The 25,755-nt window shown below is 32.6% G+C and carries 20 protein-coding genes; 6 read left to right on the top strand and 14 right to left on the bottom strand.

Annotated elements, in window-relative coordinates; genetic code table 11:
• Positions 1 to 14 precede the first annotated feature (14 nt).
• The 5 genes from NH26_RS10750 to NH26_RS10730 all read right to left on the bottom strand — a co-directional run bounded on the left by NH26_RS10750 (position 15) and on the right by NH26_RS10730 (position 5,777).
• The gene (locus NH26_RS10750) at positions 15 to 1,304 is read right to left on the bottom strand and encodes a Na+/H+ antiporter NhaC family protein (RefSeq protein WP_044222818.1); all 1,290 of its coding nucleotides are present in this window, start codon (positions 1,302 to 1,304) and stop codon (positions 15 to 17) included.
• A gap of 331 nt (positions 1,305 to 1,635) precedes the next feature.
• Positions 1,636 to 2,640, bottom strand: a complete 1,005-nt coding sequence (locus NH26_RS10745) for an aspartate-semialdehyde dehydrogenase (RefSeq protein WP_044222815.1) — start codon at positions 2,638 to 2,640, stop codon at positions 1,636 to 1,638.
• A 238-nt stretch (positions 2,641 to 2,878) separates the two neighbouring features.
• A complete protein-coding gene (locus NH26_RS10740; RefSeq protein WP_044222812.1) occupies positions 2,879 to 3,484 on the bottom strand; it encodes a sigma-70 family RNA polymerase sigma factor in 606 nt (201 codons plus the stop codon).
• Positions 3,475 to 4,593: a glycosyltransferase gene (locus tag NH26_RS10735; RefSeq protein ID WP_052431971.1), complete on the bottom strand. Its 1,119-nt coding sequence runs from the start codon at positions 4,591 to 4,593 to the stop codon at positions 3,475 to 3,477. The genes NH26_RS10740 and NH26_RS10735 overlap by 10 nt, the downstream gene beginning before the upstream one ends.
• Positions 4,593 to 5,777, bottom strand: a complete 1,185-nt coding sequence (locus tag NH26_RS10730; RefSeq protein WP_394331094.1) for an asparagine synthetase B — start codon at positions 5,775 to 5,777, stop codon at positions 4,593 to 4,595. The genes NH26_RS10735 and NH26_RS10730 overlap by 1 nt, the downstream gene beginning before the upstream one ends.
• 321 nt (positions 5,778 to 6,098) lie before the next feature.
• Here NH26_RS10730 and NH26_RS10725 point away from each other — a divergent pair, with 321 nt between their 5' ends.
• Positions 6,099 to 6,941, top strand: a complete 843-nt coding sequence (locus NH26_RS10725) for a hypothetical protein (protein ID WP_139263008.1) — start codon at positions 6,099 to 6,101, stop codon at positions 6,939 to 6,941.
• The gene (locus tag NH26_RS10720) at positions 6,938 to 8,881 is read left to right on the top strand and encodes a hypothetical protein (protein WP_044222804.1); all 1,944 of its coding nucleotides are present in this window, start codon (positions 6,938 to 6,940) and stop codon (positions 8,879 to 8,881) included. The genes NH26_RS10725 and NH26_RS10720 overlap by 4 nt, the downstream gene beginning before the upstream one ends.
• A 50-nt stretch (positions 8,882 to 8,931) precedes the next feature.
• Here the strand turns inward: NH26_RS10720 and NH26_RS10715 are convergent, their stop codons facing one another.
• From NH26_RS10715 to NH26_RS10700, 4 genes are all read right to left on the bottom strand, one after another.
• A complete protein-coding gene (locus tag NH26_RS10715; RefSeq protein WP_044222801.1) occupies positions 8,932 to 9,891 on the bottom strand; it encodes an acetyl-CoA carboxylase carboxyltransferase subunit alpha in 960 nt (319 codons plus the stop codon).
• A gap of 175 nt (positions 9,892 to 10,066) precedes the next feature.
• The gene (locus NH26_RS10710) at positions 10,067 to 11,758 is read right to left on the bottom strand and encodes a Na/Pi cotransporter family protein (protein ID WP_044222798.1); all 1,692 of its coding nucleotides are present in this window, start codon (positions 11,756 to 11,758) and stop codon (positions 10,067 to 10,069) included.
• Positions 11,759 to 12,015: 257 nt separating this feature from the next.
• Entirely contained in the window at positions 12,016 to 12,918 is a 903-nt protein-coding gene (locus NH26_RS10705) for a histone deacetylase family protein (RefSeq protein WP_044222795.1), read from the bottom strand.
• Complete coding sequence (locus tag NH26_RS10700) at positions 12,918 to 13,280, bottom strand: CoA-binding protein (protein WP_044223139.1); 363 nt, start codon at positions 13,278 to 13,280, stop codon at positions 12,918 to 12,920. Before NH26_RS10700 ends, NH26_RS10705 begins: the two co-directional genes overlap by 1 nt.
• Positions 13,281 to 13,409: 129 nt before the next feature.
• Here NH26_RS10700 and NH26_RS10695 point away from each other — a divergent pair, with 129 nt between their 5' ends.
• On the top strand, positions 13,410 to 15,386 hold the full coding sequence (locus tag NH26_RS10695; RefSeq protein WP_044222793.1) for a DUF3857 domain-containing protein: 1,977 nt from the start codon (positions 13,410 to 13,412) through the stop codon (positions 15,384 to 15,386).
• 1 nt (position 15,387) lies between these two features.
• Positions 15,388 to 17,322, top strand: a complete 1,935-nt coding sequence (locus NH26_RS10690) for a DUF3857 domain-containing protein (RefSeq protein ID WP_044222790.1) — start codon at positions 15,388 to 15,390, stop codon at positions 17,320 to 17,322.
• Positions 17,323 to 17,382: 60 nt separating this feature from the next.
• On the opposite strand, the gene NH26_RS10685 is transcribed toward NH26_RS10690, so the two are convergent.
• The gene (locus tag NH26_RS10685; protein WP_044222788.1) at positions 17,383 to 19,347 is read right to left on the bottom strand and encodes an OmpA family protein; all 1,965 of its coding nucleotides are present in this window, start codon (positions 19,345 to 19,347) and stop codon (positions 17,383 to 17,385) included.
• 411 nt (positions 19,348 to 19,758) lie between these two features.
• Here NH26_RS10685 and NH26_RS10680 point away from each other — a divergent pair, with 411 nt between their 5' ends.
• Positions 19,759 to 21,168: a T9SS type A sorting domain-containing protein gene (locus NH26_RS10680; RefSeq protein WP_044222787.1), complete on the top strand. Its 1,410-nt coding sequence runs from the start codon at positions 19,759 to 19,761 to the stop codon at positions 21,166 to 21,168.
• 79 nt (positions 21,169 to 21,247) lie between these two features.
• Here the strand turns inward: NH26_RS10680 and dapF are convergent, their stop codons facing one another.
• On the bottom strand, positions 21,248 to 22,027 hold the full coding sequence (gene dapF / locus NH26_RS10675; RefSeq protein ID WP_044222785.1) for a diaminopimelate epimerase: 780 nt from the start codon (positions 22,025 to 22,027) through the stop codon (positions 21,248 to 21,250).
• Positions 22,028 to 22,229: 202 nt separating this feature from the next.
• Between dapF and trpA the strand changes: the two genes are divergently transcribed.
• Entirely contained in the window at positions 22,230 to 23,003 is a 774-nt protein-coding gene (gene trpA / locus NH26_RS10670; RefSeq protein WP_044222782.1) for a tryptophan synthase subunit alpha, read from the top strand.
• A gap of 101 nt (positions 23,004 to 23,104) precedes the next feature.
• Here the strand turns inward: trpA and NH26_RS10665 are convergent, their stop codons facing one another.
• The 3 genes from NH26_RS10665 to NH26_RS10655 all read right to left on the bottom strand — a co-directional run bounded on the left by NH26_RS10665 (position 23,105) and on the right by NH26_RS10655 (position 25,746).
• Positions 23,105 to 23,497: a hypothetical protein gene (locus tag NH26_RS10665; protein WP_044222778.1), complete on the bottom strand. Its 393-nt coding sequence runs from the start codon at positions 23,495 to 23,497 to the stop codon at positions 23,105 to 23,107.
• A 737-nt stretch (positions 23,498 to 24,234) separates the two neighbouring features.
• On the bottom strand, positions 24,235 to 24,627 hold the full coding sequence (locus tag NH26_RS10660) for a hypothetical protein (protein ID WP_044222775.1): 393 nt from the start codon (positions 24,625 to 24,627) through the stop codon (positions 24,235 to 24,237).
• 726 nt (positions 24,628 to 25,353) lie between these two features.
• Positions 25,354 to 25,746: a hypothetical protein gene (locus NH26_RS10655; protein ID WP_044222772.1), complete on the bottom strand. Its 393-nt coding sequence runs from the start codon at positions 25,744 to 25,746 to the stop codon at positions 25,354 to 25,356.
• Positions 25,747 to 25,755: the final 9 nt, after the last annotated feature.

Here is a 25,755-nt window from a genome sequence, read left to right as displayed (position 1 = left end):
CCACCCCATCATTTTTAGTTTCTTTTCATTAAGAAGATGTATCCCAATGCACATGCTCCTAAAATAAATGGATAGTATAAATACTGAATCACTCCTAGTGGAGTAATTACTTCAGCAACACTTACTGCCACCAATATTTGAGCTCCATATGGAATGATACCTTGAGTGAAACAAGAGAATGTATCTAATATACTCGCAGATCTTTTTGGATCTATATTGAACTTATCTGAAATCTCTTTTGCAATCGGTCCACCAATAATAATGGCAATTGTATTGTTGGCTGTACACATATCAATAAACATGATAAGAATAGCAATGCCAATTTCTCCACCTTTTGTAGATTTAATTCTTGAGGTAATGGCATAAATAATAAAGTCTATACCTCCATTTTTATGGGTAATGGCTACTACACCTCCAATCATTAAACAGAGAATGATAATTTCTGACATTCCCATAAAACCTTCAGAAGTTGCAGCGATCAAACCCCATATATCAAATGCTCCCATCGATATACCAATAATACCCGAAAGAAGAGTACCTAATAGTAAAACGATCATTACATTCATCCCTAATAAGGCACCAATTAATACCACTAAGTAAGGAATAACCTTAACTAATGAGTATTCATAGTTTTGTTCTAAATTAAGGTTGAAACTACTTGTTGTAACCACATAGATGAGAATGGTGAGAATGGCAGCCGGCAAAGCAATTTTGATATTGGCTTTAAACTTATCTCTCATTTCCACTCCTTGAGTACGTGCGGCTGCAATAGTGGTATCAGAAATCATGGATAGGTTATCTCCGAACATGGCACCACCTATAACAGCACCTAATCCAATACCTACAGGCATTCCTGTTTTTTCAGCAATACCCACTGCAATAGGAGCAATCGCTACAATTGTTCCTACTGATGTACCTACTGATATCGAAATGAAACAAGCGATGATAAATAAGCCTGTAATCAGTAAATTACTTGGAAGGTAATGTAAGGCTAAATTGACAGTAGAATCAATGGCTCCCATAGATTTACTGACGTTGCCGAAAGCACCAGCCAAAAGGAAAATTACACACATCAGCATAATATCTGAGTGTCCCATTCCTTGAGTATATACTGAGATTTTTTCTTTTAAAGTGGCTTTTCTATTCATTGACAAAGCAACGATAGAAGCCAATAGGAAAGATACCGTAGCGGGCATCTTATAAAAGTCGTTGGTGATAAGTGAGACTGTTAAGTAACTCACTAAGAATGTTAGCAATGGAAGTAATGCAAAGGCATTCCCTTTTTTAGTAACCGTCTGTTCCAAATTAATTTATTTTATTCCTCTGTAAATAGTATCGAACTCACACACAATCAAGTCCGAACGTCAAAACTAAGAATATTGATCAAGTGATTGAAAAAAAGGCTGTTAAATTAACTAATAAGTAAGAAGTAATAACTAATAAACGAAATTGGAGTTAGGAGTTAGGAGTTAGGAGTTAGGAGTTAGGCTATTTTTGAAAAGGGTTGATCATTATTATTTAGTATGGTTTAAAAAATAAAAAGCTGAGTGCACATTAAAGTGTACTCAGCTTCCATTAAATCTATTAATTATAGAATTTAGTTATTAGTTTCTAATTCCTAATTCCTATCTAAACTTAAACTAATCCTGCAGATACAAGGTATTCAGCAATTTGAACTGTGTTTGTTGCAGCACCTTTTCTTAAGTTATCTGCAACGATCCACATATTTACTGTTTTCTCTTGTGTTTCGTCTCTTCTGATACGACCTACAAAAGTTTCGTCCTTATTATGCGAAGTTAAAGGCATAGGATAAACGTTGTTGGCAGGGTCGTCTTGGATGATGATACCAGGAGCATCTGCTAAAATCTGACGTAATTCAGCTTCATCGAATTCGTTTTCGAACTCAATGTTTACAGATTCCGAGTGACCACCTACTGTTGGAATACGAACTGTAGTTGCAGTAACTTTAACAGAATCGTCTTCTAAGATTTTCTTTGTTTCATTGATCATCTTCATCTCTTCTTTAGTGTATCCATTATCTTGGAACACATCAATATGAGGAAGAACGTTCAAGTCAATAGTGTGAGGGTATACTTTGTTTACCTCTTTTTCTTGACCTGCAGAAACAGCTCTTTCAGCAAATAATTGATCTACAGCAGCTTTACCTGAACCAGTTACCGATTGGTAAGTAGAAACAACTACACGCTTAATTTTATATTTTTCGTGCAAAGGTCCGATGGCTACAATCATTTGAATTGTAGAACAGTTCGGGTTTGCAATAATTTTATCTTCTTTAGTTAAAGATTTTGCATTCACTTCAGGAACGATCAATTTCTTCGATGGGTCCATTCTCCATGCAGAAGAGTTATCGATAACAGTTGATCCTGCTTCAGCAAATTTTGGAGCATACTCTAATGAAGTACCTCCGCCCGCAGAGAAAATAGCGATATCTGGCTTTTGAGCGATAGCATCTTCAGCAGTAACTACAGTATATTCTTTTCCATCGTAAGTGAATTTCTTACCAGCAGATCTTGCTGATGCTACTAATAATAATTCATCAAAGTGAAAACCTCTTTCTTTGATTACATTTAGGATTTGTTCTCCGACAAGTCCTGTTGCTCCTACTACTGCTAGTTTCATATGTTGAAATAAATTGTGTTGATCCGTTTGTTTTTAAATCATCGCATCACATAAGTATCAAGCTGTTCCAACATGCTTTTACTTAGTTTTTGATTACGATGTAAAAGTAAATAATCATTTTTTAATAAATGATTATTCTATTCAATTTATACTAAAATAACACAGGGTGTTATATATAAAACAGCATCAATCTTTATAAATAGAGATTGATGCTGTAATAATCACAAAGTGAGTGACCTTAAAGTACGTTTTTGCTGTTTTTAGCTAAATCATACAGTAACTCACGTGCTCTGTGCAGTTGTGCCTTAATAGTACCAAGAGGTGCTTCTAATTCTGAGGCAATTTCATCGTAAGATTTTTCCTCAAAATATCTTAGTTTCACCAATCTTTGGTATTTAGGAGGAAGCAAGCTTACAAACTCATGCACAATTTGAATCTTTTGTTTCTTAATTGCTTCTTCATGAGGTGTCAAACCTGAATCCTGAATGTTCATACTCATTGTATCGCCGTCTTTGTTGGTCACTTCGGCGTCAATAGAATATGTTTCTAATTTTTTCTTACGGATAAAGTCAATAGCATTGTTAGACCCAATTCTGAAGAGCCATGTACTGAACGTATAATCCTTTTTAAACTTTGATAGGTTTTTAAATGCTTTTGCAAAAGCTTCGATAGTCAAGTCCTCTGCATCATCAACATTCCTTACCATTTTCAATATAGTGTGGTATACTGATTTACGGTAACGGCCCATTAATTTAGCATATGCTTGCTCATCGCCAGCAATTGCTTGATCTATTAACTCAAAGTCTTCTAGTGCTTTTTGGGAAAACTGTCTCTCTAAATCCATGTGTTACGTTTCGAGATCACTGAGGATGCTCCAATTATAATTTGATATGCAATAAGCATGAAGTCCATAATAGGTATATACCACCAACTAAATTTTGTATTTGTAGTTCTTGTAAACTTGATAGTACAGATCGTGATGGCAACTATTCGTAGTATTAACAACAAGGATAAATACAATAAATTTGCCACATTTAGTGGTAGTAATAGTAAATATATAAAATATACTGATAGGTGCGAAGTACTTAAGGTACCTAAAAGCAATTTATTTGATAATTTATAGTGATGACCGGCACTTAAATGCCTTAATTTTTGAAAATACCATTTTTTCCAAGTGTTTGGCGGCTGACTAATTGTCAGACTGTCTGGATGGATAATACTAGACGTATTGTCCTTTTTTGCCATTTGATTGACCAATAAGTCATCATCACCACTGATAACATTTTGATGTTGCTCAAAACCATTCGCTTCCTTAAAAATAGATTTGGTGTAGGCTATATTTCTTCCCACCCCCATATAGTTAATACCAATTTTACTGAAGGAAATATACTGTAAGGCAGTTATTAAGGTTTCAAACTGAGTAAATCGTTCTACTAAAAGGTCAAATTTAGGAACATACCAACCGATACCAAGAAGAATAGATTTATGAGTAAATTTATTACTCATTGTTTTTATCCACTGATCAGAAATTGGAATACAATCAGCATCAGTAAATAGTAAGTGTTCGTATTTTGCTTTCGGAATACCTTGCGTTAGTGCAAACTTTTTAGGGCTCTTAGCATCAAAATTATTTAAAATATTTACCTCTGTAATATTAATGTGCTTTTGATGAAATTTTTTTATGATTTCAGAGGTTTGATCTGTAGATCGATCATTAATTATAATAATTTCAAAATTCGGATAATCTTGCTTTGTTAGGGCCTCAAGTAATTGAGGTAAATTTTTAGCTTCATTTCTTGCAGCCACAATTACACTCACTCCAACATTGGAAGGTTTGCTTATCACCTCTTTTTTCCAAACTACAGGAACAATAAAGCACCATAAGATGAATTGAGGTAGTACTAACAAAGTGTAGAGTATCTCAAAAAAGTAATCTTGGATGAAATCGAGCATCAAGTTTTTTGTTTCTTTTTCTTGGCAGCTGGGAATAGAATGTTATTCAAAATTAAACGATACCCAGGTGAGTTTGGATGAAGATTAAGATCGGTAGGTTCTTCACCTACTAAATGTTGATAATCTTCAGGATCATGACCGCCATAGAAAGTCCATGTTCCTTTACCATAAGTACCATGGATGTACCTAACCTCATTGGCTTCTGCTGTTTCTCCCATAACAATTACATCAGATTTAACTAAATGCTTCTTAAAAGCAGTGGTCTGCCCCATAAAACCTTTAATATTTTGCTGATGATTTTGTGATAACATAGTCGGAATAGGATCCCATTTAGCAGAGAAAGAGAATAACTTAAAAAAGTCATTTCCTTCAGTTAATCCACGTTCATAATACTGGTTATCGATATTTGAATATTCGTATTTGTAAGGATCCATGTATAATTGGAAATCCTTAAAGGCGAATGTTTTAGAATAATCTAATTTAGATTGTGCTGCAGGGTCTGCAGGATCTCCATCATACATAAAGTCACAGATATCTACTCCTTCAGCAGAAAGAGCGATGTCATAAGTATCTGTAGCAGAACACATGGCAAATAGAAAACCACCACCGGCACAGAAATCTCTTATTTTTTGAGCAACCCCCAATTTTAATTGAGATACTTTGTTAAAACCATGTTTATGGGCAGAGGATTCAAATTTCTTTTGGTTATCAATGTACCATTTCTGACGACCATAAGCTCTAAAGAACTTACCATATTGACCAGTGAAATCTTCATGATGCAGGTGAAGCCAATCGTATTTTGGCAATAGATCTGCTATTACTTCATCATCAAAAATAACATCATATGGTATTTCTGCATACGTTAATACTAAGGTTACAGCATCATCCCAAGGCATTTTGGAAGGAGGAGAATATACGGCAATTTTAGGTGGTACATCCAAACGCATAATATCCATGTTGGCTTCAGGATGTTCAATTTCTCTTTTAATTTGTAACGCTTGAGCATCAGAAATAACGTCATAGGAGACTCCTCTAACAATCATTTCATTTTCGAAGTCTTGTGCGTATTTAAAAAGGAAACTTCCTCCTCTATAATTCAATAGCCATTCTGCTTCAACTTCTTTTTGCAAGACCCAATATGTAATTCCGTAAGCTTTTAAATGATTGGTCTGTGATAGATCCATAGGTACCAAAATATAATTGGCAAAACTGAAGATCGGAAGCAGGATTAAAAAAAGTAGTGAGTATATATATTTCAAGATTTTTTGCATCAATTTCTGTTGAGATAGTGTGTAAATAATGAACACCGAAACTCAATTAAGTGTTGATCACCTTTACATTTTAGGGTGACATTATGTTTCAAGTTCAAGCTTGAAGTATTAAAATGCAATTCATTTATCAAAGATTGAAGTATTTTACGTTTTTTTTTCATCAAACCTCCATATTATAAACAATTGTATTAATTTAGGTGGTTGATAATTAAAAGATTAACGATTCATAAACTAATGCTATTTTTTATTCGGAATATCACCATAGGTGTATTCTTACTCTTCAACTATTGTCTTAGAGCACAAACTCCTATTTCATCTTTAGGAATGATGCCTTTAGGTGCAGCTTCCCAAGCAAAGGGAAATCAATTTCTTTTTTCAAATGATGTTTGGGGTAGTGCCAACGATCTATCATCAATTATGACGAGGTCTCCACAAATAGGAATGACACATCGATCTATTTTTCAAGAAGTAGCTTTTTCAGCTGTTGGTGCGATATATCCCATAAATCAAAAATGGTCTACTTCAGCTACAATTAGTAGCGTTGGTAATACTTATTTATCGGAACAATCTATTGAATTGGGAACCGCTCATAAGATCGGTATTATCCAAATTGGAGGAGGACTTGGATACCATCAATTAAGAGCAGAAACTTTAAATACTTTACAAACCATTACTTTGAATATGGCAGTACAAGCTGCTCTTTCATCTCGTTTTAGTTTGGGGTTGATAATGCACAACTTTACTCAAAATGTATATCAAGAAGGTGTTTTTGGAGCGGATAAATCTTCTTTGATTGCATTGGGAGTAAAATATTCAGTACAGCCTTTTTTTACAGTGATTAGTTCTATAGAAAAGCAGAAGCATCAGCAGATACAATATAAGGCAGGGTTTGAATATCAATGGAAGTCCTTTTTATATTTAAGAGGTGGAATGCAATTATTTCCATTAGATATAAGTCTAGGTACAGGAGTCTATAAAAATAAGTGGGGTGTAGATTATGCTTTTCTTACGGATGATGTATTTGGATGGTCGCATCAATTTTCTCTTTCTTATCAATTAACATCAAAAGAAAGATGAGAAGTAAATTACTATTCTTTTTCTTCTTGGTTTATGGGGGTATTATCGCTCAATCTAATGAAGAACAAAGCTTATTAGAGGATGTTTTTTCTGCCCAGCAATTGGAACTTATGTCTGATGCTGAAACAGATTATTGGCTGAATTTATTCCAACATCCAAGAGAAATAAATAGAATGAAACCCTTATCTATTCTAACTACTTTTGGTTTGACCTATGATGAATTAGAGGTATTTCTATCCTATAAAAAAGAATTTGGGAAGTTGGTAAATAAAAGGGAAATAGATCGGTTAGAATGGGAGGAACAAACCAAACGTAGAGTAAAACAAGGGGTATTTATCGATAAAAATGATGAGGAATTTTTAACGCTAAAGGATAGATGGGTACGTCCTGATCAGCATTATTTGATGTTAAACTCTACGATGAAGCTTCCTGTAGATATAAATTTAAACCAACCCTTTTCAACTCAGATAAGAGGGAAATGGGCAAAGAAAAATGATTATAGTGTAGGAGTTAATATTAGTCATACTTCTGAAGATGAATGGCTTTGGAACCCTTCTCAATCCAAACTAGGTAGTGGCTTTTCTTCTTTTCATGTAGCACTATACAATAGACAAAGAGTGAAAAAGGTAGTTATAGGTGATTATCAAATGATCGGTGGACAAGGATTGGTTTTTGGTGGAGGGTATTTTTTAGGAAAAGGAGGAGACCCCTTATTAAGTGTTTATAGAGGACAAGATGGCATTCGACCTTACAGTTCTTTATCATCAACTAATTTTCTTAGAGGTGGAGCCATAGAACTGTCTTTAGGTGATAAGATATCTACAGAGGTATTTGTTTCACATCAAAATAAAAGTTTGAATGTATTAGATTTTGAAAAGGAAGAAATAGAGAAAAAAGAAATAGGAGAAACGGTGATTGGACAGCGAATTGGGTTTGTTTCTCAAAATTTAAAGGTGCATTGGAATGGTTTGGTTGGTTTATACGATCAGCGTGTAGTAGCTGGGAAGAGAACTGATTCTTTAGGTGTTTTTAAAGGGAATTCCTTAGTCAATACGTCTATTGATGTAAGTTATCAATATGAGAACCTTCATTTGGTCACAGAATTAGCTACCTCATTCCAAAACAATTTTGCTTCTAATACCACATTGTTTATTCATTTAATGAAAGGGGTAAACTGGGTGGTACTATATCGTAAATACTCTTCCAACTTTATATCACCTTACGGTAATAGTTTAGGTGAATTAAGTAGATTAGGTAACGAAGAAGGGTTGTACATGGGAGTGAAGTTGGAACAATACAAAAAGTGGGGGCTCAATTTTTATGTTGATGTTTTTAAATTTCCAACAGCAACATATCAACAAGAAGCAGGGAGAGAGGGTGTGGAGTGCAAGTTAAATGGTTGGGTAAAGGTGAAAAGTGGGCAGAAGGTACAATTTGAAGCAAGCTATGATGAAGTTGGGAAATATGTTTCAACAACAAATTCGAAAGTAAAAATATATGATAAGGAACAACTTATAAAAGGTAGCTTAAGGTATTTACTTACGGTAAATAAACATTTGAATTGGACATTAAGAGGGTTGGTGTCTCAGTTTTCATCATACAATGAAAATGATTTTGGGTATATGTTTTATCAAGATCTAAACTGGGATTGGAAAAAGAAATTTTATGTTTCTGGTAGAGTGGCCTATTTTAATAGTCCAGACTATTCAACACGACTTTATGCTTATGAAAAAAATATAAGGTATGCGTATTCTTTTCCTCCTTATTATGGGATAGGCTGGAAATATTATCTTTTAATGAAATGTAGGTTGGGTAAAGGGCACTACCTTTCAGGTAGATGGAGTACTACCAAATTAATAGAGGATTTAGATTTTTATTTAAATGAAAATAGACCAGCTGTCTCGCATCAAATGAGTATACAAATGGTCTTAAAAATATAAAAGCAACATTCGGGTGGAATGTTGCTTTTATAAATATCATTAGATAACTATTACTCGTTGAAAACGCCCATAGTCGAGAATTTCTCGATTCTATTGTTTTTCAGCGTAATTGTATCAAGTTGTTCTAACGCTTCAGCCTCTTCAAGAATTGTTTTCTTCATAATTTCAAACATTTCTTGTGGGTTAGTGTGAGCACCACCAAGAGGTTCAGGAATAATTTTATCAATTAAACCGAAAGACTTCATGTCTTTTGCTGTCAATTTTAATGCTTCAGCAGCTTGCTCTTTGTAATCCCAGCTTCTCCAAAGAATTGAAGAACAAGATTCTGGAGAAATTACAGAGTACCAAGTGTTCTCTAACATCATTACTGAATCACCGATAGCAATACCTAAGGCACCGCCAGAAGCTCCTTCACCAATTACGATACAGATTACTGGAACAGTAAGTTTAAACATCTCCTTCAAGTTTTTAGCAATTGCTTCAGCTTGACCTCTTTCCTCAGCTTCAATACCAGGGAAAGCACCAGGAGTGTCTATGAAAGTAACAACAGGCTTGTTAAATTTCTCCGCCATTTTCATTAGGCGAAGTGCTTTTCTGTAACCTTCAGGGTTAGCCATACCAAAGTTACGTAATTGACGTTGCTTTGTGTTTCTACCCTTTTGCTGACCAATCATCATGAAAGTTTTTCCATTGATTGTGCCTAGTCCACCGACCATTGCTTTATCATCACCAAACGCTCTGTCACCATGTAATTCAACAAATTCGTCAGTGATTTGATAGATATAGTCTAAAGTATAAGGTCTGTCAGCGTGACGAGAAAGCTGTACTCTTTGCCAACGTGTAAGGTTTTCAAATGTACTTTTTTTCAATTGAGTAATTTTACTTTCCAATTCGTTTATAGCGGCACTAACATCAACATTATTTTGTGATGCAAGCTCTCTCATGTCTTCTAGTTTCGCTTCGAGCTCTGCGATAGGTTTCTCGAAATCTAGCAGTGTATTTTGATCCATTGCTGCGAAAAAATTTGTTTTGTATAAGTTTTAGTATCGAAAAGATGACTAAACATTTAATTTTCAATTGACAAACATACACAATAAAGTTCGGAAAGGAATATTTTATACGTTAAATGATACGAAAAAAGCCTCACACCGTGAAGTATGAGGCTTAATATCAATTATTTATGTTTTAGGCTACACCTGCAAATGCTTCAGAAACATTTAGAATGTGATCACCAATTCTTTCCATAGATGCAAGTAAATCGTTGTATGCTAGCATTTGAGGTGCTGCAACTTCAGGAGCGTCACTAGTACGCTCAAGGTGCTTACGTCTAAGTTCTTTTCTCTTTTGGTTGACGGCTTTTTCAGCAGTAATTGCTGCTTCTAAATCAATTTCTCTAGCATCCATGTTAGCAAGCATTACATCAAATGCTTTTTGAACGATAATTAAGAAATCATTTAAGTCGTCTTTTTGGTCATTAGAAAGCCAAATTTTCTCGTCATAACGTTTTTCAATAGTAAACGTCATTCCTTTATATATATCTCCAATTCTTTCAATTTCATGCGCCGCTCTTAATAAAGAGTTGACTTCTTGAATTTGAGAAGAAGATAAAAGTTGATCTTTTGAAATTTTAGCTAAGAAGATACTCACATCATTGTGCATTTTGTCCGTATTTTCTTCCAAATTACGCAATCTTGAAATATATCCTTTTCTTTCTTTCTTATTAGCCTTACTTCCTTGGAAGATTTTTCTACATGAATCAATCTCCTTTGCAGAAATAATAGCAAAGCGTTTAATTTCATTTCTAGCTTGTTCGATACCAGCTTCGTTAGCGATAGGTCTACCGTCAGAAATGAACTCTAAGCTATAATCTGCATCATCTTCTTTTTCAGGTACCATTTTCACAACGATATCACGAATTTGTTTTACAAAGAAAATCATGATAAATGTGTTCAAAATGTTGAACGTCGTGTGGAAAATTGATAATGCTACAGGAACAGCTTCTGGAGTTGTTCTTGGATCATTTTGTCCGAAGAATTCTTGAGCAATATATACCACAAAATTCAAGAAGAATGGATAGAGTAATAACATCCATATAACGCCTGTAATATTGAATATTAAATGGGCTCTTGCTGACCTTTTTGCATTAGTATTACCTACTATAGCTGCTAGGTTAGCCGTAATTGTTGTACCAATGTTTTCGCCTAATACCATTGCTGCTGCAACATCAAATTGAATAACACCTTGATTACAAAGTACTAATGTTAATGCCATTGCTGCTGAAGATGATTGAACAACAATAGTGATTATAGTACCAACAATAACAAAGACAGCTGGAGCAAATAAACCTAAAGAATCATGAATGGTTTCTAGGAATTGTAATTGTTCTGGTTCAAATGAAGGAACAGCTTTCTTTAAGAAGTCTAAGCCAATAAATAAAAGAGCAAAACCTATTAAGGTATTTCCCCAATCTTTTAATTTCTTAGAGTTCGAGAACATCATAGGGAAAGCAATTGCAATAATTGGAGTGGCCAATGTTGCCATTTTAACTTTAAACCCTAAAAAAGTAATGATCCATGCCGTAACAGTTGTACCGACATTGGCACCCATGATTACTCCTATTGATTGCGTCAAACTAAGTAGTCCTGCATTTACAAAACTTACTACCATTACAGTAGTAGCAGAAGACGATTGTATAATAGTAGTGATCAAGAAACCAGTAAATACACCGGCTACTCTATTTGATGTCATTGCAGAAAGGATAGATTTCATTTTATCTCCTGCAACATTTTGGATACCCTCACTCATAATTTTCATCCCATAGATGAAAAGACCAAGTGAACCTACAAGTTTTAATAACTCAAAAATACCAAATTCCATATCTTAAGTATAAACGTCGAATTCAATTCAGGTTGAATTTAGAATCCCAAATTAACTCAATTAACATCGTACTATTTGTAAATAAAATACGAATTAATAATTTGTTAACTTTGGAAGAAAATATTAGTAAATTTTGATCTGTATTTTATACCAAAAAATCATGTTTTTCTTGGTCGAAATAGTACAATAAAAAATTACCAACGCGCAATTATTAAACTAAATTTAGATAAATCATAATAAGTAGCCATTTTACACCATTAAAAATAGAGATTATTTGCAACTCGGAAGGTATTTGCATGTGCTTCAATGATTAAATTGAGTTGAGGAGAGTATCCTCCACCCATACTGACGACTATTGGAATATTTTTACTTTTACAAGATTGAAATACCATTTCGTCTCTTTCTTTACATCCTTGTATAGAAATTCCTAATTTCCCTAATTTATCTGTACTTAATATATCTACTCCTGAAAGGAAAAACACAAATTCAGGTTGAAACTCTTTAAAAAGTACACCTATATGTTTTCTTAATATAGAAAGGTATTCTTGATCTGTAGTATTGTCTTCTAATGGAATATCAAGATCTGATTTTTCCTTGTGCATTGGGTAGTTATTTTTACCATGCATACTAAATGTGAAAACTTTATCATTTCCTTCGAAAATTTCAGCAGTTCCATTTCCTTGATGTACATCAAGATCAAGAATTAGAATACGACGATATCCTTTCTCTTCTATTAAATAATTTGCAGCAACAGCAAAATCGTTCAACAAACAAAAACCTTCTCCATGTTCTGAGTAAGCATGATGTGTTCCGCCAGCAATATTCATAGCCACACCATGTTCAATAGCAAAATTACAACAATCAATAGTACCTTGTGTGATGATTAGTTCTCTTTGAACTAAGCTATCAGACATCGGTAACCCAATTTTTCTTGCCTCTCTGTAACTTATAGTTTGATTTTTTAATTTATCCCAATATTCTTGTGTGTGTGTGTTGAGTATGTATTTTTCATCTACAGACAAAGGTGAGAAAAGGTGTTCTTCTGTAATTGTACCTTCATAGAGTAATTGTTCTACAAGAAGAGGGTATTTATCCATAGGAAATCGATGTCCTTCTTCTACAGGGTGTCCGTAACATTGGTGATACGCTATTCTTAACATTAGTAGGTATTAGCTGATAACATAACTAGGGTACAAGCTTCTTCAAATTCGATATTTGCTTCCTCTAATTTTAGATAAAACTCAGGGTTTTCAGTGCCTGGGTTAAAAATTACACGTTTTGGTTGTAAAGAAATGATATAGTCTATCCAATCGACTTGTCTAGGAGCACCGACATACATAGTAACAGTATCGACATCTTTTATAATAGGTTTATCATTAATAATTTCTTGCCCATTTGCTACTTGTCCTTTTTTAATCCCTAAAGGGATAATCTCATGTCCTTTTTCAACTAATCTTTGAGAAGCAAAGTAAGCATATCGAGTTTCATTTGGAGTGGCTCCAATAATAATAGTTTTTTTCATTGTTTTCTTTTTTTGTTTAAACTTAATAAATTGTGTGTTCATGGTGTACAACATACTTAGTTGCAAACTAAATTTTTTATTAAACAAACTATTACAATGATGAAAAGTTGTCTTTTTTATCTGATTTTTTTGACGTGTATAATTTCTCATGCACAGCAAATTCCTAAAAATCTAAAATTCGGGAAAATTAATAAGGAGAATCTAGCATTGACTACATTCGAAAAAGATACTACCGCTAATGCTCTAGTGATTAGTAATGAGGGTAACACTTATTTTACTATTAAAGAAGGGAGGTTTGTTACTTTTACTAAAGTACATAAACGTATCAAAATCTTTAATAAAGAAGCTTATGATTATGGTAATATAGAAATACCCTATTATGAGATAAAGGGAGTTGGTGACGAAAAGGTGACTAATATAAAAGGAGCAGTTTATTCTTTGGAAAAAGGTGACGTCACAAAATCAAAATTAAGTAATGATGATGTTTTTCATGAAGAAGAAACTGAAAGCCGTAGGCTATGTAAAATTACTTTTCCCAAACTGAAAGAGGGCTGTATTATTGAATATTCTTATGTCAAATATTCTGAATTTCCGAGTCAGTTAGATGATTGGGTATTCCAAGAAGAAATTCCTGTTTTAAAATCTGAATATATTTTTAATGTTCCAGAATTTTATGAGTATAGAGTAACAAATTCAAGACATTTCCATGTACCTGAAAGCCCTAAATCAACTAGTCAGGAAGTTTTTACTTACAATTCAGGAGGTGCTGGAGGACGTAATGAACAAACTACAATGGATGTGGATAAAAGAAAATGGGTAATAGAAAACATTCCGGCATTTAAGGAAGAAGCTTTTATGTCTGCTCCTTATGATTATTATGCAAAACTCCAATTTGATGTGCTGAGTGTGAATTTTGGAAGAGAGTTTATTACATCTTCTTGGGCTAAAGTAATGAATAATTTAAAAAATAATAGTTCAGTTGGTGCTCAAATCAAAAGGACTTCTTTTATGAGTGATCAGTTGGATTTAATTGCAGCCAAGACAACTGATAAAATGGAAAGAGCTCAGTTAGCATATGCTTTTATTCAAAACCATATGAAATGGAATAATAAAATTGGTTACTACTCAAGAGAGGGGGGGACTAGAAGAGCTTTTAATGAAAGATTAGGGTCTGTTGGTGATATTAACTTGATGTTAATTGCAGCGCTAAAAAAATTAGAAGTTCCTACTACAGCAGTATTTTCTTCTACTAGAAATTCAGGGAAAATTACCTCAATAAATCCCAAAAGAAATCAGTTGAATTATGTATTAGCTTGTGTAAATATTAATGAGCAATTTATCTTATTAGACGCTACATCAAAATTAAGACCTTTCGGGATGCTTCCTACTAGAGCTTTGAATTACCAAGGAGTATTAATGAGTAATAGTAGTCATATTAATGGTGAGATGATAAATATTCGACCGTTGTTTGAAGATTATATTGGAATAAATTCTCAATTAACATTGAATGATGACTTTTCAGCAAAGGGGCAATTAAAATATTCTTACAAAGGATATGCAGCTTATAGTTGGAGAAATGAATTACTAAAGACAGAGGAGGATGAATATCTGGAAAAATTAGAAGAGAAACATGAAGGTATTTTAATTGATGAGTATAAAAATGAAAATCTAAAGGATATCAATAAAGATGGAAAAGAGAATTTTCATGTAACCATAGAAAACTGCATTGAAAAGGTGGGAGATCAACTTCTTTTAAACCCTTTAGCAATGATAGAGAAAACGAAAAATCCGTTTAAGTTAGAAAAGCGAAATTACCCGGTAGAATTTCCAATGGAAATCACAAGATCATATATGATTATGGTTAATTTACCTAAAGGTTATCAAGTAAAAGAAAAACCAAAGCCCATTGTAATGAAGCTGCCAGGAAATGGAGGTCAAATAAGATATATTGTCAACCCTGTGAATCAACAATTGGTAATAACTTTTAAGTTGACAATCGATAAATTGGTGTATACTCCTGAAGATTATAATGCATTAAAGTTTTTCTTTGAAAATGCATTCAAGTTTCAAACTAAACCAATTTTGTTAGAAAAATCAACACTGTAATATGAAAGGGTTTCTTTTATCATTGTTGTTGTTTTTGGGGCATTATACTATAGCTCAGTTTAAAATAACAGACCCGGAATGGTTAACATCTGCTGATGCCATTGTTTTAGACGAATCATTGGAATTTGATGTGGAAAATGATGGGAAAGCCATCAAACGCTATCACATGAAAGTGATGATCTTAAATAAAAAAGGGGTCAACAGTGCCGTTCCTGTCATTCATTATGATCCTCTTTCACCTATTCAATCTTTAAATATTACCTTTAAACAGGCTGGTGATAAAAAAGAAGAAAAGGTGAAGTCGAGCGAGATAAAGGATGAAAGTAATATCAGTAGCTTTTCGGTTTATGAAGACAACAGAGTAAAGTATTGGTACCCTCAGGTCACAAAATACCCTGCTATTGTTGAGTATTCTTATGTTCAAAAGTTCAATGGAATATTATTTTATCCCACTTGGGTTCCTCAAGGTGAAACTAGATTAGCTGTAGTGAAATCAACTTTTAATGTAAAAGTACCAGAGAATTTCCCTTTACAGTTTAAAGAGTCTATGGTTAAGGATAAAGACATAAGTGATATTAAGGGAAAAGAGATGCCTAAAAAAGTATACACATGGACTTTCGAAAATGCTTCTCCTTTACCAAAACCAGAAAAGATGTCGCCCGAAGTAACGGCTAATGTGCCTATAGTTAGAGTGGCTCCAAGAACATTTACTTATGATGGATTTCAAGGCAGTTTAGAAAGTTGGCAATCTTTTGGAGATTGGATTATTGGTTTAAATCAATCAACAGACGATTTACCTGAGGCTACAATTAAAGAACTAAAGTCGCTAACAGCTAATGCAGAAAGTGATTTAGAAAAAACTAAAATTGTCTATGATTATCTCCAAAAGAAAGTTAGATATATAAGTATACAGTTAGGAATTGGAGGTTATCAGCCAATGAAAGCCTCTTTTGTTGATGAAAAAAGTTATGGGGATTGTAAGGCCCTTTCTAACTATACTTATTCAATGCTTAAAGCCTTAGGGATAAAAAGTCATTATGCATTAATTTATGGTGGAAGTAAAAATAGACGAAAGGTAGATGAGAATTTTGTTTCATCACAGTTCAATCATGCTATTTTGTGTGTTCCTAATGTCGCAAAAGATACTCTTTGGCTGGAATGTACTAGTCAAGATGCACCTTTTGGACACCTAGGCTCTTTCACGGGTAATCGTAAAGCTTTATTGATTGAAGAAGGAAACTCTAGGTTAGTAAATACGACAAAGTATACAGCACTAGAGAATGAATTTGTTAGAGTAACCAACCTGAATTTATCGGCAGGATCAAATGATGTATCCTTAAGTGCTAAAGCAATGGCAGGGGGATATCAATATGATCGTTTTTCTGATTGGGTAAATATGGAAGAAAAAGATAGGAGAGAACGTTTTCTTAAATATTACAGCTTGAATGCCTCTTCACTAATTGATTTATCTGTTGAAAATAATAAACAATATCCATCACCATTAGTAGAAGTGAACTATTCATTAAATATCAGAAGTTATTTAAAGGCTTTTGATTCGGGTAATACTATTGAAGTATATCCTTATTACGATGATTATTCAATGCCCAAAAGGTATAGATCAAGAAAGCAACCTTTTGAAATAACATATCCGTATCAAGATATTGATTCTGTCTATTTCCATCTAGCAGAAGGAGTTGAAATCGAAACTCTACCTGAAGATACTAACCTTAAAAATGAAGTAGGTGAGTATCAATTAAGTTTTAAAAAGGTTTCTGATAATGTGATATTGGTGGTCAGATTATTAAAAATGAGTAAAGGGATTTATCCTCCAGAATTATACTCTGATTATTATTTATTTTGGAAAAAAATTGCTTCGAAAGACAAACAAAAGTTTTGGGTAAAAACGGAGCATGAAAATGATGATAAAGCCAATTAATTAGTCCAATAAAAAAATCCCATTGTATCAATACAATGGGATTTTTTTTACTGTAGAATTTTACAACTCATCTAAAAGAGTGACTGTAGTTCTACGATTTATCTGATGTTCTTCTTCTGTTTCAGCATTAAAGACTACCGGAAGAAGTTCTCCATAACCCTTAGCTTCTAAACGATCTCTACTTATACCTCTACTAATAATATAGTTTATGGCAGATTCGGCTCTTTTTTGAGAAAGTTTTATGTTATATTTTTCAGAACCACGATCATCGGTATGAGACCCAAGTTCAATACTAATATTTGTATGTTGTTGTAGTAGAGTAACTAATTTATCCAGCTCTCTAGCTGCATCAGCACGAATTCTATAATCATCAAAATCATATAGAATGTTGTTTAGTGTGATTTCCCCTTCTTCAATCAATTCATCATAATAATCTTTAGTCAGTTCAACTTCAGACTCTAAAGTATAATCCACAATTTTTTCAGGTCTATCCTTAAGATCATCTTGGTCTACCTCTTTATCTGCAGTGGTATAGTAAACAGAATCCATGAAATATTTTTCTTTGGTAGCAATCAATATATAATCATCACCCATTTTTAACTGGGTTTTGAATGTATATCTACCCACTTGGTCCGATACTATTTCTTCTAATACTTCCCCTTCTTTAGTTTTTAATACTACGTTTACTTCGTTTAAAGCAATTTCTGAAGTGTCTTTTATTACAAAAGAGTTTCCTGCTAAGAAATAGTTGACAGGTTTTAGAATTGGTGTTTTGTCTGAGAAGAAATAAATATGATCTTTTTCAGTTCCTTTTTCATCGTGTCTATTTGAAGTAAAAGCACCAAATCTCTTTTCTAAAAATACTAATCCAAAATCGTCTCCTGAAGAGTTAAAAGGGCGACCCATATTTTTAATTTGGATACGATTGTCTTTACGAGTGGCTTCAAAAATATCTAACCCACCTAAACCGGCATGTCCATCAGAAGCAAAATACATTTTACCATTAGCAGCAATAAATGGGAACATATCGTTACCTCTCGAGTTAATTTTTGGTCCCATATTTCTTGGTTTTCCCCAAGAGCCATTCACATTTCTTTTTGATCTGAAAATATCTATACCACCATATCCACCTTTTCTGTTAGAGGCAAAATATAATGTTTTCCCATTAGCAGAAAGTGCAGGGCAGGCATCCCAAGATTGAGGATTGGAAATAGGAAGGAGTGTAGGTTCAGTCCATTTTCCATCTTCCAATCGACTTTCATATAAATCAACCTCTTTAAAATTTTCTTTATGATGCCCCGTATTACTACGTGCAAAAATCATATAATTTCCATCTCTATTAAAAGTGGCAGAAGCTTCATGAATATCCGGTTTGTTGATCAAACTATCAAAGAATGTAACAGTACCATTACAGCTGTCTGCTCTATCAAAAGTATATTTATAAAGATTAGCATAACCTTCTCCTGTACCATGATAAACCTTGTCAGTATCTCTAGTAGATGAAAAAACCAATGCATCTTTAAAAAACATAGGAGAATAATCATCTTGATCACTATTTATAGCCTCACATTTACTGATTTCAATAAATGGATCAGGATTTTGAGATAAACTATCTACTGTATTGATATGTTTAATTTCGTCTTTAGCCCTTCTTAATAACTGACGGTTTGTACCCTCTTTGGCATATCTTTCAAAAAGAGCTTTTGATTTCTTATAGTTGCCTTGAAGTTCAAGTCCATAAGCATAGTGGAAATACATATCCATATTTTGATAACCGGCATCTTTAGCCAATTTGTAATAGGGTAATGCATCAGTCAATCGGTTAGATAAGCGATAAGATTCGGCCACTCTGTAATAATACTCGGCCTGTTCTTTTTTATCTTTTGATGATTTTGCTAAAGATTCATACTTGTTGATAGCGATTTCGTATTCCCCTTGATCGAAATGAGTTTCGGCCACTTTTTTTGGAGAGGAACAGCTAAATACTAGACTGATGAAAGGTAATATGATAAGGAGACGCTTCATGTTGTCTTGCGTTTCTTGGTTTGCAGGGTTAGTAATAATTTTGCCATGAGAAGTTAATAACTACTCATATTATAGAATTTAAAATAATGTTGGGTCATCTGCAAGTCTTAAGTAGTAAAATATATTTTATTCTTACAGAGAGTGTTCTGTTTGTATCTATACTCTCTTATTTATTTATGGAGTTTATAAGTCGAATTCAACAATAATAATGATTGATAAAATATTAACGGTTGAGCTATTTTTTGAATAAAAATGTGTTTTTGATTGTATTTACATCGTTGATAATTAGTTGTTTAAGAATTATTAAATTGATTTAAAATCTAAATTAATGTTAATATTGGTAGGGTTGTTAATAGGGTGAATAGTATTAATTACATACGAATCAAATCATTGTTACAAAATATTACTACTATGAAAACTATTAAAATGCTATTTTCCCTATTATTCTTTTCATTATTAACTCAACAAGTTTATGCTAGACAAGTAATTCATGTACAAGGCGGAAGATATAATCGAGTAACCGTAAGAGCATACGATACCCTTCAAATTGACGGTGATCTTAATATTTATCCAGATGATCATTTATCAACTATATATTCTACAAATAATCATCGATCTCCTTATGTAAGAAGAGAAGGATCAGATCATGGTTATATTAAAATTGAAAATCATGGTGTTTTATTTGTCGATGGAAATATTCATATTTTTGGAGCAGATGATGATGATGATAAAACAGTCATTGAAGGTGATTTAGTTGTTAGTGGTTCTATGAGAATTGATTATAACAATCATGACGATGAAGAAATGAAGGTAGAGAATAGAGGTACAACAGTTGTTGCGGGAGATTTAATTTTAAATGGAGCAAGACATTTAGATGATGACGAGGTTTTTCAGTTTAATAATTATGGAGAAATGTTAGTGACGGGTGATTTTACGACAAATGATCATGTTCAATTAAAAACAAGTTCTTCTCATCACCATACTTCTTCAAAATTCTTTGTTACTGGAGAATCTAGTTTTCTTCCATATTCACCTAATCAACACAGACATCATGATGACGATGATGACGATGAATGGTCTGTAATTAGAAGAGGACATCATCATTATGATGGTCAATTTTTCCATATTGGTCATATTAATGAGCCTGTCAAAAATTTTATGACTCATGATTTTCACCCAGACAACTTTGCTTCATTAATTGCTCGTCATACTCAATTTTTAATTGATAGATTTTTGGGTCATGTTGAGCTTCCAGTAGAAATGGTGTCATTTACCACAAAAGTAGAAAATGACCATGTAGTTATTCAATGGCAAACAGCCACTGAAATAAATGCAGACCATTTTGAATTAAGAAGATCATACAATGGTAAAGACTGGGAGTTAGTTACTGATGCTATTCAAGCAGCAGGAAATTCACAAACAACATTAGATTATGAATTTGTAGATGAAAATATACATTCAGGTCATATCATATATCAGTTAAAAGAAATTGATTTTGATGGTAAGGGTGAATCTTGGAAATGTTTAGTAGGGTTTACTTCAATTAATCAGGAGAATTTATCTGAAGAGATTAAGATTTATCCAGTTCCAGCCGATCAAAATGTAAATGTGATTATGCCTCAGTCAAAAGAAAAAGAGGTGACATTTAATATGGTTTTTATTGGAACTGGTCAAAGACTTAATATAAATGAATCTTCAAATAAAATGGGAGATCACCATGTGTTGGATGTACACGCAATGCAAAACGGACAGTATATATTAAATGTTGTAAAAGGTGGTCAAGTAATCAAAAGAGAACATTTATTGATACAACATCAATAATATTTACTCCCATTCTTAAAAAATAAAAGGCTTAATCACAAAGTGATTAAGCCTTATTCATATGTTTATTTTTATAGTATTATATTTTAATTTCTGCCTTAAACACTGGAGTTGCAGGTCCAGTAAGAATAATGTCAGAATATTTTTTCTCTCCCACTTTATTAAAACCAACAGCTAAATCTCCACCTAAAACTTTAATTTGGATAGGGCTTTGCATGTTATGTTCAATATTAGCAGCAATAGCACAAGCAGTAACTCCTGTACCACAAGCATACGTTTCGTCTTCAACCCCTCTTTCAAATGTTCTCACAGTTAAAGATTGATCTCCTGTTACCTGTGCAAAATTCACATTAGTACCTTCTTTAGCAAACCTCTCGTTATGACGGATAGCTTTACCCTCAGTCACACAATCAAAATTCTCTAAATCATTTTCAAAACGAACATAATGAGGAGAACCTGTATCCATAAAATAATGGTCAGAGTTTACCTCAATATCACCCGGAGGATTCATTTTCAAATGCACTAATAATTGATCGTCTAAAGTAGCTTCATGTGCTCCATCAGCAGCCCAAAAAGATGTTTTACTATCAAATAGACCTAAAGTATGTGCAAACCTAACAGCACAACGACCGCCATTTCCACACATAGTACCAATATGTCCGTCGGCATTAAAGTAGACCATTTCAAAATCATAGCCCTCTTTTAAACGGATAAGAATTAGACCATCACCGCCAACTCCAAATCTTCTATGGCATAAAAATGCCACTTTCTCATGATCGTTAATATCAAATGAAGCATCACGATCATCAATCATGATAAAGTCGTTTCCCGCACCTTGATATTTCCAAAAATGTATCATTATTCTATTCCTTCTTTTAATTAGGTCACAAAAATATTTTTTTTCTGATCAATCTTAAAAAATTACACAGAAAGTATACAAAAATAACACTCCTTGTTATAAATCTATATTATTTATCTTCAAATTATCAGTTTTTCAGTTTTCAATTTAACTTATTGATCAGAATATGTAACTTTCGACTTCATATCAAACAGAAAAAGAGATGCATAGAATCGATGAACTATTTCAGCGAAAAAAAGAAGATGTTTTAAACATTTATTTTACTGCTGGATACCCTAAGTTAGATGATACTAGAAAAGTATTAAAAGCGTTACAAGAAGGTGGAGCAGATTTGATTGAAATTGGTATTCCATTTTCTGATCCTGTTGCAGATGGCCCTACAATTCAAGAAAGTAATATGCAGGCATTAGAAAACGGGATGACTATGCAAAAGCTTTTTGAGCAATTGGATGGCTTTAGAGAAGAAGTAGATGTACCTGTTGTTGTTATGGGATACTTTAACCCAATTATGCAATATGGATTAGAAAAATTCTGTAAAGATGCACAGAGAGTTGGCATAGACGGTATTATAGTACCTGATTTACCAATGATTGAGTATTTGAGTAATCTAAAGGAAATGTTTGATGCTCATGGTATTCGAAATACTTTCTTGATTTCTCCACAAACTACTGAAGATAGAATAAAAGAGATTGATGACAATACAGAAGGCTTTATCTATATGGTATCTTCTGCAAGTGTTACTGGTGCTAAAACGGGTATTTCTGAGGAGCAAATTGATTACTTCAAGAGAATTGAAGGGTTGAATTTAAAAAACCCTCGTTTAATTGGCTTTGGAATTTCAGATCATGCTTCTTTTAAACAAGCTTCTTCTTATTCAAATGGAGCTATTATTGGTTCTGCATTTGTAAAGTTGATTGGCCAATCTGAAGATTTAAATACAGATATCAAATCTTTTGTAAAATCTATCAAAGGATAATATAAAAGTATTAGAACTGATTATTTTTAATACACAAAAAAACCTAGTCTTAAAAGACTAGGTTTCTTTATTTATAGATGTTTCAATACAAAGATTTTTGATTATCTCAATCTCAATACTTTCTTTTGAATTTTTGTAATGTCGCGACCTTCTTGCATACCAGCTAAAATTGCTTCGTTGTAAGTAGCAATTGCCATTTCTTTAGCTCCGTTTAACTTAAGGTAATCAGCTTTCACTTCTAAGTTAGTAGAGTTTGAATTGATTTCAATTGATTTTGAAATCCATACATATGCTTCACTAAGATTAGTTCTCAATTCGATACATCTTTCAGCAGCATCAGCATATACTTGCCAGTCAGTAGCAGCAGCGTTTTCTACAGAAGCACGAAGTTGATTGATTTCGTTGTCATCATTTTCATTTCCTTTTGCAAAAGAAGTATTAACTGCAACGATTGTAACTAAGACGAATACTAGTAATTGTTTTAAAGCTTTCATGATTGATATATGTTTTTGTGTTCTTGTTTCTTAATTGTTTACGATAACAGTAATGCTATAAACTTGCCAAAACAAATTAAGTAGTTGATAGTGAGTTTGTTGCGATGTATTTTTAAGGGTGAAGTGAATTTTAAGTGTATATTTTACTAAAATTTAGTAGCAAATTTGAACACAATGTTCATTACCGATCACTTTTTAAAGTACTTTCCAAATAATATTCTGATTTTTGCGTATTTGATCTACTGTGATAGAGTGTTTATTTCGTTTATTAACTATTGTTTAGAATTATATTCTGTTGTTATTCTTTGTTTGAATTGCGTTTTTTATACGTTTATTAACCTAATGATAGTTGTGTTGCTATTATTATAATAAATCATTGTTTTTTTTGATAAAAGTGAAAAAATAAAGTATTTAAAAATATTTTTTTGATGAAATGATAAATAATGTTGTTGTCACACTTTTACTTTGAAATTGTGTTCGTTTTTGAAAAAGGCAAAGATTAACACTGTTGATAAGATGAATATTTAATGATTTTATGAAGAATAAGTTTTCAATATCAATAGCGTAATTCACCGTATAAGAGTAAAATGAATATATCTTTTAAGTGTACAAACCTATATTGAAAGAGACCATATCATTTAGGACAGGAATTACTAAGAAAATGTAAAGCAAAAAAAAACAGATCCATTTCTGGACCTGTTTAAAATATAGAAGTTCCAATTCAATATATTTTTTTATTATCTTAATCTTAAAACTTTCTTTTGAAGTTTTGTAATATCACGACCTTCTTGCATTCCTGCTAAGATAGCTTGGTTGTAAGTGGCAATAGCCATTTTCTTAGCTCCGTTTAACTTAAGGTAATCTCCTTTTACTTCTAAAGTAGTTGAGTTTGAATCGATCTCGATTGATTTTTCAATCCAGATATAAGCTTCGCTTAAATTAGTTTTTAATTCGATACATCTTTCAGCAGCGTCAGCATAAACTTTCCAATCAGATGATGAAGCATTTTCTACAGAAGCACGAAGTTGATTGATTTCGTTGTCGTCTCTTTCATTTCCTTTAGCGAAAGAAGTATTTACAGCAAGGATTGTTACTAAGACGAATACTAGAAGTTGTTTTAAAGCTTTCATGATGATATATGTTTTGTTCTCTTAATTCTTATTGATTGATTACATTTCTTTTAATGCTATAAACTTGCCAAAACAATGTAAGTGATTGATTTCAAGTATTTTACGAGTTAAATTTTACTGATTGTTCATTTTTAATTGTAAAATGAACACCATTTTAGTAGCGATTTTGGACACATTGTTCGTTTACGATCACTTTTCTTCTTTTTAGCCAAATAAAATTCTGTTTTTAATCATTTGTAAGGAGTTTAACGGTGTGTTTATTTTGTTTGTTAACTATTGTTTAGAATTATATTTCGATTTAAAGAAGAAGTAAACCTGTATTTTTTATTGGTTTATTAGTGTTTCTAGAATTGTATTATGATTATGATAATAATTGATGTTGTTTATTGTCAAAAGTGAAAAAATAGAATATTTTTAAAATAATATATTATTGATATTATAAATATTATAAATATTTTTGGGTCTATACTTTTATTGGTGATTTGTGTACGGTTTTAAATACATCAATTTATTCATTCATAAATCTGATGTTATAAAGTAGAATTAGCCTCTAATTAGGGGTCTTTGTTTTCAATAATTTGATCGTATAAAGTACTTTGATGAAGTAGAAGCACTAGAAGAATAAAAGTAACTTATAAGACTATATCTATTTAAATTGAACATATAAAAAAAGCTACCTCAATAGAGGTAGCTTTAAATAGATTATGGATTATTATAATATTTTTATTATCTCAATAGAGATAGCATTTTTCTTTGTGCTTCTTGAACATCATAACCATCTTCAGAAATACCTTTTAAAATTGCTGTTCTATATGCTTCAATAGCCATTTCATTAGCACTATTAGCTGCAAGGTAATCTGCTTTTAATTCTAAGTTAGATGCATTAGGTTCAATTTGAATAGCCGTTTCAATCCAAATATATGCCTCACTTAAATTAGTTTTTAATTCCACACATCTTTCAGCAGCATTTGCATATACCTGCCAATCTGATGATGATGCATTTTCAACTGTTTGACGTAATCTTGAAATTTCTTCGTTATCATCGTTTGTAGCGAAAGTAGTTCCGAAAGTAACTAATGATACAAATAAAACGGCAATGATATTTCTTAAGTTTTTCATAACAGTATT

This window comes from Flammeovirga pacifica (assembly GCF_000807855.2).
Taxonomy (GTDB): domain Bacteria; phylum Bacteroidota; class Bacteroidia; order Cytophagales; family Flammeovirgaceae; genus Flammeovirga; species Flammeovirga pacifica.
Note: the sequence above shows the minus strand (reverse complement) of the source record. Positions and strands in the feature narration are given on the sequence as shown.